We start from the raw sequence: 11966 nt of genomic DNA on the forward strand, positions 1-11966 counted from the left end.
GGGAGAATAGCGTTCCCAGGTGACCAGCACCATGCCGCCCCGGCGGGCCGCTCAGCCGATCCGCTCGATCACCAGCGGGGTCGCGGCCGGGGCGGTCGGGGAGATCCGCACCGCCCGCTCCGCCTCGGCGAGCGCCGCCGGGATCCGCCCGGCGTGCTCGGCGCGCAGTTCGTAGAGGGGCTCGCCGGCCCGCACCGGATCGCCCGGGCGCTTGTGCAGCAGCACCCCGGCCGGCACGCTGACCGGGTCCTCCTTGCGGGCCCGGCCGGCGCCGAGCCGCCAGGCGGCCACCCCCATGGCGTACGCGTCGACCGCCGCGACGAAGCCGTCCGCGTCCGCGCGCACCACCTCGACCTCGTTCCCGGTCGGCATCGGGGCGTCCGGGTCGCCGCCCTGCGCCCGGACCATCGCCCGCCAGGCGTCCATCGCCCGGCCGTCGCGCAGCGCGGCCGCCGGGTCGGCGTCCGGCAGGCCGGCCGCGTCGAGCATCTCCCGGGCCAGCGCCAGGGTCAGCTCGACCACGTCGGCCGGGCCGCCGCCGGCCAGCACCTCGACCGACTCGGTCACCTCCACCGCGTTGCCGATGGCCCGGCCGAGCGGGGTGGACATGTCGGTGAGCAGGGCGACCGTACGCACCCCGTGCGCGCCGCCCAGCTCCACCATGGTCCGGGCCAGCTCGCGGGCGTCGTCGACGGACTTCATGAACGCCCCGGAGCCGACCTTGATGTCGAGCACCAGGGCGCCGGTCCCCTCGGCGATCTTCTTGCTCATGATCGAGCTGGCGATCAGCGGGATCGCCTCGACGGTGCCCGTGACGTCGCGCAGCGCGTACAGCTTGCGGTCGGCGGGGGCGAGCCCCTCGCCGGCCGCGCAGATCACCGCGCCGACGTCCCGCAGCTGGGCGATGAACTCGTCGTTGCTCAGCGCCGCCCGCCAGCCCGGGATCGACTCCAGCTTGTCCAGCGTGCCGCCGGTGTGCCCGAGGCCGCGCCCGCTGAGCTGCGGCACGGCCGCGCCGCAGGCCGCCACCAGGGGGGTCAGCGGGAGGGTGATCTTGTCACCGACGCCGCCGGTGGAGTGCTTGTCGACGGTCGGGCGGCGCACCGCGGAGAGGTCCAGCCGCTCCCCGCTGGCGATCATCGCGGCCGTCCACCGGGCGATCTCCGCCGGGGTCATGCCGCGCAGCAGGATCGCCATGGCCAGCGCCGACATCTGCTCGTCGGCGACCAGGCCCCGGGTGTACGCGTCCACCACCCAGTCGATCTGCCCGTCCGACAACACCCCGCCATCCCGCTTGGTCCGGATGACGTCAACCGCCGCAAAAGCACTCACCTTAGAGTTCCTATCAGTCGTTACCCGAGCGGCCGGCGAACCCCAGCCGATGAGGACGGACGTTCCACCGTGCGCGGTCCGCGGCGCATGAGCACGACGGGCCGGGACCGACCGCGCCCGGCGGGGGGATCAAGCCTGACCGCCCGGAGCCGCGCGTGGTCGGCCCCGGCCCTGAAGCCCAGCCGGCCCGAGAGCCGGCGCGATCGGATGCAGGCTCAGGCACCGGGCCAGCGAACCGGGATCTCCAGCGGCGGCTCGCCCTCACCGGCCCAGAAGATGGTGCCGGCCGCGTCGACCACCACCACCCGCGGCGTCCGGGCCAGTCCCCAGGTGATCGCCTCAGCCGGGTCGTCCCAGCTCGGGCCCTCCTCCAGCACCCCGGTCTCGGCGCCGGCGTCGTCCCCCGCGGACCGCTCCCAGTACGCCGTCCACACCTGCTGGCCGGCCGAGAGATCCGGGTGCACGAAGACGGTGCCGCGGCCGCGCCAGGCGGCCAGCCGCTCCGGCACCACCGGCAGCGGGGTCTCGCCGACCACCTGCTCCAGGTCCTCCACGCCGAAGGCGTGCGGCAGCAGCTCGGCCATCCGCAGCGGCCGGCCCTTCGTCTCGATCAGGCAGTCGGGGCCGCCGTTCTCCCAGAGCAGTTGCCGGCACCGGCCGCACGGCATCAGCGGCTCGCCGGTGGCGTCCACGCAGGAGAGCGCGACCAGCCGCCCGCCGCCGGTGGCGTGCAGCGAGGAGACCACGCCGCACTCGGCGCAGAGCACCACGCCGTACGCGGCGTTCTCCACGTTGCAGCCGACCACCACCCGGCCGTCGTCGACCAGGGCGGCCGCCCCGACCGGGAACTTCGAGTACGGCGCGTACGCGTGCCGCATCACCTCGGTGGCGGCGGCCCGCAGCCGGCCCCAGTCGATCTCCATGGCGCGTTCTCCCGTCAGCCCTTGATGTACGGCTTGCCGTCCGCGGCCGGTGCCCGGACCCGGCCGACCAGCCCGGCCACCGCCAGGATCGTCGCCAGGTAGGGCAGCATGGCCAGGAACTCGCTCGGGATCACGCTGTTGATCGCGCCGAGGTACGTGCCGAGCTGGTCGGCGAACCCGAAGAAGAGCGCCGCGAGCAGGGCGCCGGTGGGGCTCCACCGGCCGAAGATCAGCGCGGCCAGGGCGATGAAGCCCTTGCCGCCGATCATGTTCTTGGTGAACGAGTAGAGCGCCAGCGTGTAGGAGGCGCCGCCGATGCCGGCGACCATGCCGGCGAGCAGCACGTTGCGGTAGCGCAGCCCGAGCACCCGGACACCCAGGGTGTCGGCCGCGATCGGGTGCTCGCCGACCGCGCGGGTACGCAGCCCCCAGCGGGTCCGGAACAGCGCGATGTGGATCACCAGCACCAGCAGCAGGCCGAGGTAGAGGAAGATGTTGCCGCGGAACAGTGCCGGGCCGAGCACCGGGATGTCCTTGAGCAGCGGGATCTCCCAGTTGGTGAACCGCGGCGCGCTGTTGTACCGCTGCGCGTTGGTCTGCATCAGCCGCTCGTAGAGGAAGCCGGTGATGCCGACCGCGAGCAGGTTGAGCACGATGCCCATGACCACCTGGTCGACCAGGTAGCGGATGGCGAAGACGGCCAGCAGCAGCGAGATGAACGCGCCGCCGATCGCCGCCGCGACCAGGCCCACCCAGACGCTGCCGGTGATGCTGCCGAAGAGCGCGCCGCTGAAGGCGCCCATCAACAGCTGTCCCTCGATCGCCACGTTGACCACGCCGGAACGCTCGCAGAGCACGCCGGCGAGCGCGCCGAAGATCAGCGGCAGGGCCAGGATGAACGTGCCGCGGACCATGTTGACCAGCGGCATGAAGTTCTGCCCGGCCGGGGCGGCCGAGACCTGCCAGCAGAGGAAGGAGAGCACGAAGCCGGCCAGCCCGACGCTGAGCACCAGGACGAACCAGCGCTTCGGCAGCCCGGCGAGCATGGCCGCGCCGGCCGCGATCGCGACGACGCCGAAGAGGATGGCGCCGAACGTGCCGTTGATCTCCAGCGCGGCGCCGGCGGCGTCCTCGCTCAGGGTGAACCGGGCCTGCTGGTCGGTGGCGAGGGCGCCGAAGAGCACCGCTCCGATGAGGCCGAGGCCCAGCAGCGACAGGCCGATCTTGCGGGTACGGGTCCAGAAGCCCTCGTCGACCGGGGCGACCGCGATGTCGGGGACAGCCATGGTGGACATGAGTTACCAGCCCTTCGCCAGGCTCGTCTGCAACCGGGCGGCGCGCGCGGCCCGGAGCTGGAAGATCGCCTTCACCAGGGCCGGCGCGGCGATGAAGATGACGATCAGCGCCTGGAGCACGGTGACCAGCTCCAGCGAGATCCCCGAGTACGACTGCATCCGGTTGCCGCCGGCCTGGAGCGCGCCGAAGAGCAGCGCGGCCAGCGCCACGCCCCACGGCTTCACCCGGCCGAGCAGCGCCACCAGGATGCCGTCGAAGCCGATCTGCGCCACCACCAGCGGGGTCAGCGCGCTGGCCGTGGAGCCGAGCACCATGTTCGAGCCGCCGAGGCCGGCCAGGATGCCGGAGAAGACCATGATCAGCACGTACGTCCGGGTGACGCTGATGCCGGCCGTCCGCGCGGCGTCCGGGTTGGCGCCGACCGCGCGCAGCTCGAAGCCGAGCGTGGAGCGGTTGAGCAGCCAGGCGACCGCCCAGGTGGCCAGGACGGCGAGCAGGATGCCGGCGTGCACCCGCAGGTTGTCGCCGAGCAGCCGGGGCAGCTGGGCCGAGGCGTCCACCGGCCGGCTGATCGCGTCGGTCCGGTTCGGGTCCTGCACGCCGTTCTGCACGATCAGCCAGGTCAGGAAGTACGTGGCGATGTAGTTGAGCATGATCGTGTTGATCACCTCGTGGGCACCGGCCTTGGCCTTGAGGATGCCCGGGATGAAGCCCCAGATGGCACCGCCGAGGGCACCGGCGAGCACCGCGACCAGCAGGTGCAGGCCGGGCGGCAGCGGCAGCAGGAAGCCGGCCAGCGCGGCCAGGATGACGCCGATGGTGGCCTGGCCCTGCGCGCCGATGTTGAACAGGCCGCCGCGGAAGGCCAGCGCCACCGAGAGCCCGGTGAAGACCAGCGGCGCGGTGTAGGTGAGCGTCTCGGAGATCGGCGCCAGGACCGCCTGCCAGCCGTTGCTGCCGTCCAGCCAGCCGGAGAACGCCTCGGGGTCGAAGACCGCGCCCTTGAACAGGTTGGCGTACGCCTCGCTGACCAGCGTCCAGCTGGCGTTGATCGCGTCGGACGGCCGGGCGGTGATGTAGCTGTAGGTGGCCAGCACGTCCGGGTCCGAGACGACGATCAGCACCGCGCCGACGATCATCGCGAGCACCAGCGACAGCAGGGTCACCGTGAACGTGTTGGCGGCCCAGAGGTTGTCCAGGAACAGCCGCCCCAGCGACGGCCGGCCCCCGTCGCCCGGCTGCTGCGGCGTGGTGGCCGTCTCGGCCCGCTCGGTGTTACCGAGCGCGGTCTGCGCGGCCTGCGCCTCGGTCGCCGGCTCCTTGTCCGGGGAACCCGACCGGGGATCTTGGTTCGTCATGCCTTGTCCTCGCTACCTGGGCCCTCGGGAGCCGCCGCGCCGCCGGAGGCCGCCGTCGGGTCGCCGCCCGCCGTCGCACCACCGGTCGCTTCGGGGGTGATGCCGGCCATCAGCAGGCCGATCTCCTCACGCGGGGTGTCCGGGCCGACCACGCCGATGATCCGGCCGCGGTACATCACGGCGATCCGGTCGGCCAGGCCGATCACCTCGTCGAGTTCGCTGGAGACCACCATGACGGCGGTGCCGACGTCCCGCTCGCGGACGACCCGGCTGTGGATGAACTCGATGGAGCCGACGTCGACGCCGCGGGTCGGCTGGGCGGCGATGAAGAGCTTCAGCGGCCGGGACAGCTCCCGGGCCACGATCACCTTCTGCTGGTTGCCGCCGGAGAGCGTGCCGACCGGCGCCTCGGCGGAGGAGGTGCGGACGTCGAACTGCGCGATCCGCTCCCTGGCCGACTTGGCGATCTCGTCCGGCTTCAGCGCGAGCCCGCTGCCGAACGGCGGCCGGTCGTAGATGTCCAGCACCAGGTTCTCCGCGACGCTGAACTCCTTGACCAGGCCGTCGACGCTGCGGTCCTCGGGCACGTAGCCGACGCCGGCGCGGAGCACCTTCTTGGTCGACCAGCCGTGCACCGGCTGCCCGTCGAGGGTGACCGTCCCGGCCAGCAGCGGACGCAGACCCATGATCGCCTCGATCAGCTCGGTCTGGCCGTTGCCCTGCACGCCCGCGATGCCGAGCACCTCGCCCGCGTGCACGGTGAGGTCGACCCCGTTTACCGCGCGCACCTGCCGGTCGTCGTCGACGACCAGGCCGGCGACCTCCAGGACCGGCCGGCCCGGCGTGGCGGGGGTCTTGTCCACCGTGAGCCGGACGCTCCGGCCGACCATCAGCGCGGCCAGCTCGTCCCGACTCGCCTCCGGCGACGCGGTGCCGACGGTCCTGCCCCGCCGGATCACGGTGATCCGGTCGGCGATCGCCTTGACCTCGCCGAGCTTGTGGGTGATGAAGACGATCGACTTGCCGGCGGCCTTGAGCGACCGCATCACGGCGAGCAGTTCCTCGGTCTCCTGCGGGGTGAGCACCGCGGTCGGCTCGTCCAGGATCAGCAGGTCGACGTCGCGGGTGAGCGCCTTGACGATCTCCACCCGCTGCTGGATGCCGACCGGCAGGTCCTCGATCACCGCGTCCGGGTCGACCCGCAGGTTGTACCGCTCGGAGACCTCGGCGACCTGGCGCCGGGCCCGACGCCGGTCCAGGAAGCCGGCGAGGCCGCCGCGCACCTGCTCGGCGCCGAGCATGATGTTCTCCGCCACGGTGAAGACCGGCACCAGCATGAAGTGCTGGTGCACCATGCCGATCCCGGCCGCGATCGCGTCCGACGGGCCCTTCAGCTTCAGCGGCTGGCCGTCGACCAGGATCTCGCCCTCGTCGGGCTGGTAGAGCCCGTAGAGCACGTTCATCAGGGTCGACTTGCCGGCGCCGTTCTCGCCGAGCAGGGCGTGGATCTCTCCAGGCTCCACCGTCAGGTCGATGTGGTCGTTGGCGACCAGATCACCGAACCGCTTGGTGATGCCGCGCAGTTCGAGTCTCAGCGCAACCTCCTGGAGTGCGAAGCGATGGTGCAGCGTAGCTGCCGGCCGGTCGCGGCGCGGGGCCGGTCGTCGGGTGGAGCGGATCGGCCGCCCCGGGCGCCGCGGGGGTTCACCCGCGGCGCCGGGGCGGCCGGTTCGTCGTGCGGTACCGCTCGCCGGCCTACCCGGGTGATCGTCTCACCACGGGCGGCCGGCGGAGCGTCACTTCGGCTGGGCCTTGGAGGTGACCGTGACCGTGCCGGCGGCGATGTCCGCCTTCAGCTTGTCGACCTCGGCCTTCAGCTCGGCCGGAACCTTGCTCTCGAACTCGTGGTACGGGGCCAGCGAGACCCCGTTGTTGGCCAGGGTGCCCAGGAAGCCCGGGTTGGCGTTGAGCTTCTCGCCACCGGCGGCCTTCAGCACGGCCTCCTTGACGGCGTCCGGGATGTTCTTCACCACGGTGGTGATGATGACCGGGCAGTCCGGGGTGCTCTCGCAGCCGTCGACGTCCACCCAGATGGTGTTGTACTTGCCGCCCGAGGCCTTCGCCGCACCGGTGGTGCCGAGGCCGGCGCCGCCGGCGACCGGCATGATGATGTCGGCGCCCTGGGCGACCAGCGCGTCGCTGACCTTCTTGCCCTCGTCCTGCTTGACGAAGTCGTTGGTGAAGGAGCCGTTCTGGGTGGCCTTGTCCCAGCCCAGGACCTTGACCGTCTTGTTCTTGGTCTTGTTGTAGTGGGCCACGCCGTCGACGTACCCGTCCATGAAGATGGTCACCGGCGGGATCTTCATGCCGCCGTAGGTGCCGACCGTGCCGGACTTGGTCATTCCGGCCGCCAGGTAGCCGGCCAGGAAGGCGGCCTGCGCGGTGTCGAACTGCATCGGGTAGACGTTGCTCTCCGGCAGCTTCGCGTCGACGATGCCGAACTGCTGGTTCGGGTTCGCCTTGGCGATCTTCGAGGTGGCGTCGGCCATCAGGCCGCCGACCGCGAGGATGAAGTCGCACTTCTGGTTGACGTACTGGGTCAGGTTCGGCTCGTAGTCGGCCTCGGCCTTCGACGCCACGTACTTGATGTCGATGTTGTCGTTCTCGGCCTTGGCGGCCTGCAGGCCCTTCCAGGCGGAGGTGTTGAACGACTTGTCGTCGATGCCGCCGACGTCGGTCACCATGCAGGCGCTGTACTTCTTGCCGCCGTCACCGGCGCCGTTGTTCTCCTCGGGGGCCTCGCCACACGCGGCGGCGCTCAGCACGAGCCCACCCACCGCGAGGACCGAGGCGATCCGCATCCCACGCACCGAGCGCAAGACGTCTCCTTCCCATTGCACACCGCGGGTCGCGCGGTGGCAGCCCATTAGCCGGCCTGGCGACTTGCCGCCGGCGTCCCACGTTACGGACGGGAGCGTACGCCCGCGCCCACCCACCGGCCGACAATCGTGCACGACTGTTGAGTGCCTGTTACCCCTACGTAACCCTTGGGTGGGCCAGGTCACTCTCGGTGCTGGTAGGCGAGCGTCCCGACGTCGTCAACGTCCGTTTCCGGGGCCGTCCCCCTGTCGGGGACGCTACCGCCAGAAGACCGCCACCGCCGCGTTGACCAGGGTCAGAGCGACGATGGCGAGGAAATGGCCACGGTTGACCACGTCACGCTTCCGGGAGAAGAAGACCATGACGAAGATCAGCAGCGCGAGCACCAACTTGGTAACGAGTTTGGCCGGAGCCGGCTCGTCGCCGTCACGCAGCGGCGCGGCGAGGCTGATGCCGGTCAGCAACATGATCACCGAGCCCCAGAGCATGGCCGGGTTGATCCGCAACCGCCCGCTGACGTACTGGACGACGGCGCCGCCCAGCAGCAGCGCGAACCCGATCAGGTGGACGTAGCGCAATGTCAGTCTGAGAGCTTCCACGGCGACCATCTTCCCCTATCAACGACAGTTCGTAGTAGGGGGCGCGGGATGGCTCGGGACGCGGGTCAGGCGGCGACCGTCGCGGGCCGCGCGGCGACCGGCTCGCCGGCCGGGGCCGGGGTGCGCCGGGCCAGCAGCACCAGGGCGAGGCCGACCGCGGCGTACCCGGCGAGCACGGCGAGCGGCGTGCCGGCGCCGGCGCCGTCGAAGAACGCCACCGACCGGAGCAGCGTGCCGCCCGCGCCGACCGGCAGCCACTGCCCCACCGCGCCCCACGGCTGCGGCAACAGCTCGGGGGCCGCGCCGACCGCCGAGAGCGGATTGCCGACCAGGAAGACCACCAGCGCGCCCAGGCCGATCCCCGGGCGGCCGAGCAGCGCGCCGAGGCCGGTGACGATGGCCGCGGTGGCCAGCCCGAAGAACCCGATCGCGGCCGCCTCGGCGAGCCAGTCGCCGCCGAGCAGGCCGAGCCAGCCGTGCAGCACCGCCACGCCGACCCCGCCGGCCAGCACGGCGTACGCCGTCAGCCCGGCCAGCCGGGCCGCCCGGCCGGTGACCAGCAGGGCGAGCAGCACCCCGGCGAGCATGCTGGTCAGCGCCAGCGGCAGGAAACCGGCGGCGAACCCGGCGCCCCGCGGGTCGTCCGGGTCGGCGGGAACCACCTCGACCACCGGCACCGGCCGCCCGGCGGAGAGCTGGCCGGCCGCCTCGGTGAGCAGTGCCGCCACCGTCGGGCTGGCGGCCGGGGCGGTGTGCAGGGCGACCCCGCCGGGGCCGACGACGAAGGCCGCGTAGACCTCACGGTCACGCAGTGCCCGGTCGACCGCCGCCGCGTCCGGCAGGGTGGCGACCTCGAACGCGCCGGGCCGCGCGGCGGCGAGCCGGCCGGCCAGCTCGGTGGCGGCGGGCGCGGGGCCGGCGACGGCGACCGGCAGGTCGCGCGGCGCGAGGTTCGCGGCCGGCGCCGAGAACAGCGGTACGAGCAGCGCCTGCACTCCCGCCACCAGGGCGGCGGCCAGCACGGCGAGCAGCAGGGGCGGCCGGGTTCGGGTCGACATGGTCCCACTCCTAAAACGAACGCTCATTCTCTATCAGCCTCAGGCTCCTCCCCGACCGCGTCGACTGTCAAGAACGAACGTTCGCTTTACCATGTATCCCGTGCCACGTGTCTCGGCCGAACACCTCGCCGCCCGCCGCCGCCAGATCGTCGACGCGGCTCGTCGCTGCTTCCTGCGGGAGGGCTTCCACCGCACCTCGATGCAGGACGTCATCGCCGAGGCCGGTCTCTCGGTCGGCGCGGTCTACCGCTACTTCCCGAGCAAGACCGATCTGATCAACGCCATCGCCGAGGAGGCGGTCAGCGGGGCCGGCGAGGTGCTCGCCGGGCTGGCCCGGCACGACCCGCCGCTGCCCCTGGTCGAGGCGCTCGACCGCGTCCTCGCGTACGTGGAGACCCAGCTCCGGCCCGACGGCGTGCTCCGCATCGCGATCCAGGTCTGGGGCGAGGCGCAGCGCGACCCGGCGCTGGCCGCGTTCGTCGCGGAGAAGTACACCGGCTTCCGCAGCCACTTCGCGGTGCTGGCCCGGCGGGCCCAGGAGGCCGGCGAGCTGCCCGCCGACACCGACCCGGACGCCATCGCCGCGGCACTCTTCGCCCTGGTCCCGGGCTGGTTCACGCAACGCATCCTGACCGGCGCGCCGGACCGGCGGACCTACCTCGCCGGAGTGCGGGCCCTGCTCGGCGCGACGCCGCCACGGGACTAGCTCCGGCCACGCCCGCCGGCAGGTCCGAGATCGGCCAGGTGCTCCGGGTGGCGGGTCACCCGCTCGCCACCCGGGAACCGGCCGCCGGGAGCCCCGGCTCGCCGCCGGCCCACCCGGCCCCCTCGCCCGGCGCCGGCTCCGCGCCCGCCGGTTCGTCGCCCCGGTCGGCGCTGACGGCGACCGCGACCCACCCGGCGCAGCTCACCGCCGCCAGCAGTACCACCAGCAGGGCGACCCGCTGCACCGAGGTGCGCAGCCACCAGTCGATGTCGCTCGGCCCGAGCATGTAGGTCAACGTGAGGACGACCAGGTAGAACCCGCAGACCGCCCAGAGCCACCCGTCCGACCCGAGGCCGGCCCTGCGGCGTCGCCCCCGCAGGAACAGCGCACCCAGCACCGCCACGACCAGCGCGCCCGCCACCACCGGACCGGCCACGTCGCGCAGCGCCCGCAGGGCCACCCGGTAGCGCTCCAGCGTCTCCGGGTCCCAGCCGGACGCCCTGCCCCGGCCGGCGCCCTCCGCGATGTCGGAGCGGGCACCCAGCAGCCGGGCCAGCAGCGCCCAACCGCCCCCGGCCAGGACCGGAAGCCAGACCAGCCAGGCTCGCCGCGGCCGGGCCCGGGCCCGCACCGTGACCAGGACCGCGACGGCCCCCGCGACGACCAGGCCCTCGTTCTTGGTCAGCGCCGCCACGGTCAGCAGCAGCAGAGCCAGCGCCGGTCGACGCAGCGGGTCGGCCGCCAGGAGCAGAGCCACCACGGCACCGGCCAGGGCGGCCGACCAGAGCGGATCGGCGTAGCCGCTGGTGACCGCGTGCGGCGCGGTCGACCAGGTGGCGAGACCGACCCCGGCGGCGAGCGCCCAGGCGGCCGGGGCGGGGGCCCAGGCGAGCACCCGGCGCACGAGATGCACCAGCATGGCGATCGCCGAGAAGCTGACCAGCACCCCGATCGCCTGCGCGGTGCGGAAGTCCGGCCCGGAGACGCTCCACACCGCCGCCACCGGCGCCGAGGCGAGCGGCGGGTAGTCGGTGTGTGAGAAGGCGAAACCGGCACTGCCGATGGCCTCCCGGGCGTACCCGCCGTCCCGGGCGAAATAGCCGGCGTGCAGCCACCAGATCGAGTGCGGGTCCCAGCGCACGGCCGGTTCGAGGACGAAGAGCAGCGGTGGGAGCAGCGGGAGAGCGGTCAGCAGCACGTGCGACCAGTCGCCGTAGGGCGCCGGCTCGCCGGGCCGGCGTAGCAGCCACCAGGCCAGCACCGTCGCCGCGGGCAGCACCAGCGCGAGCCAGAGCACCAGCGGCCCGCCGACCAGGATCATCAGGATCACCGCGGCGGTGCTCATCAGCGCCGCCACCAGGGGCGCAAGCAGCACGGCGAGGTACGCGCTGCGCAGCAGCGCGTACGCCAGCGGGAACCCGCCGAGCACGAGCGTCAGGCCGGCCAGCACAGGCATCCTCAGCCGGCCCTCCGGACGATCAGCCGGGCCCGCGGGCCCGTCGGCCCGGGTTGCGCCACGTCGACCACGCCCACCAGGTAGTCCGCCGCGTCCGGCTGCGCGACGACCACGCTGCCGGCCAGGGCGGCGAACTCGGCCAACCGCTGCTGCCAGAGGACCTCGTCAACGGTCGGGTAGACCCGGCTGCCCGGCGGCACCTGGTCGGCGAACTCGCGGCGCAGCGACTCGAAGTCCACCTGGGCGCGCCGACCCTCCAGGTTGTACCCGGGGTCGCGCAGGTACGTGACCCCGTAACCGGTCGCCCGCCAGGCCCCTTGGCCGGTCACGACCAGGCAACCGACGCCGACGGCTGCCA

At 73.0% G+C, this 11966-nt stretch carries 11 protein-coding genes; 1 reads left to right on the forward strand and 10 read right to left on the reverse strand.

From position 1 onward, the window contains the following. Window positions 1–51: 51 nt before the first annotated feature. The 8 genes from AC1WTP_RS13615 to AC1WTP_RS13650 form a co-directional block, all read right to left on the reverse strand. Window positions 52–1332: a thymidine phosphorylase gene (locus tag AC1WTP_RS13615; protein WP_481649597.1), complete on the reverse strand. Its 1281-nt coding sequence runs from the start codon at window positions 1330–1332 to the stop codon at window positions 52–54. Window positions 1333–1547: 215 nt separating this feature from the next. After that, window positions 1548–2255 carry a cytidine deaminase gene (locus AC1WTP_RS13620; protein ID WP_481649598.1) on the reverse strand — a complete coding sequence of 236 codons (708 nt, stop codon included), beginning with the start codon at window positions 2253–2255 and terminating at the stop codon, window positions 1548–1550. Between the two features lie 14 nt (window positions 2256–2269). Then, window positions 2270–3550, reverse strand: a complete 1281-nt coding sequence (locus tag AC1WTP_RS13625) for an ABC transporter permease (RefSeq protein WP_481649599.1) — start codon at window positions 3548–3550, stop codon at window positions 2270–2272. A 3-nt stretch (window positions 3551–3553) separates the two neighbouring features. Next, complete coding sequence (locus AC1WTP_RS13630; protein WP_481649600.1) at window positions 3554–4909, reverse strand: ABC transporter permease; 1356 nt, start codon at window positions 4907–4909, stop codon at window positions 3554–3556. After that, a complete protein-coding gene (locus AC1WTP_RS13635) occupies window positions 4906–6537 on the reverse strand; it encodes an ABC transporter ATP-binding protein (protein WP_481649656.1) in 1632 nt (543 codons plus the stop codon). The genes AC1WTP_RS13630 and AC1WTP_RS13635 overlap by 4 nt, the downstream gene beginning before the upstream one ends. Window positions 6538–6705: 168 nt before the next feature. Then, window positions 6706–7770: a BMP family lipoprotein gene (locus AC1WTP_RS13640; protein ID WP_481649657.1), complete on the reverse strand. Its 1065-nt coding sequence runs from the start codon at window positions 7768–7770 to the stop codon at window positions 6706–6708. Window positions 7771–8046: 276 nt separating this feature from the next. Then, window positions 8047–8388 (reverse strand): hypothetical protein, encoded by a 342-nt coding sequence (locus AC1WTP_RS13645; protein WP_481649601.1) that lies wholly within the window; start codon window positions 8386–8388, stop codon window positions 8047–8049. Window positions 8389–8453: 65 nt separating this feature from the next. Continuing rightward, a complete protein-coding gene (locus tag AC1WTP_RS13650) occupies window positions 8454–9446 on the reverse strand; it encodes a hypothetical protein (protein ID WP_481649602.1) in 993 nt (330 codons plus the stop codon). 100 nt (window positions 9447–9546) lie between these two features. On the opposite strand from AC1WTP_RS13650, the gene AC1WTP_RS13655 reads away from it, so the two are divergent. Next, window positions 9547–10152: a TetR/AcrR family transcriptional regulator gene (locus AC1WTP_RS13655; RefSeq protein WP_481649603.1), complete on the forward strand. Its 606-nt coding sequence runs from the start codon at window positions 9547–9549 to the stop codon at window positions 10150–10152. Between the two features lie 55 nt (window positions 10153–10207). Here the strand turns inward: AC1WTP_RS13655 and AC1WTP_RS13660 are convergent, their stop codons facing one another. Both AC1WTP_RS13660 and AC1WTP_RS13665 read right to left on the reverse strand, forming a co-directional pair. Next, complete coding sequence (locus AC1WTP_RS13660; protein WP_481649604.1) at window positions 10208–11602, reverse strand: hypothetical protein; 1395 nt, start codon at window positions 11600–11602, stop codon at window positions 10208–10210. An 8-nt stretch (window positions 11603–11610) separates the two neighbouring features. Beyond that, the gene (locus AC1WTP_RS13665) at window positions 11611–11937 is read right to left on the reverse strand and encodes a hypothetical protein (RefSeq protein ID WP_481649605.1); all 327 of its coding nucleotides are present in this window, start codon (window positions 11935–11937) and stop codon (window positions 11611–11613) included. Window positions 11938–11966: the final 29 nt, after the last annotated feature.

The sequence above is a fragment of the Micromonospora sp. R311 genome (assembly GCF_056780015.1).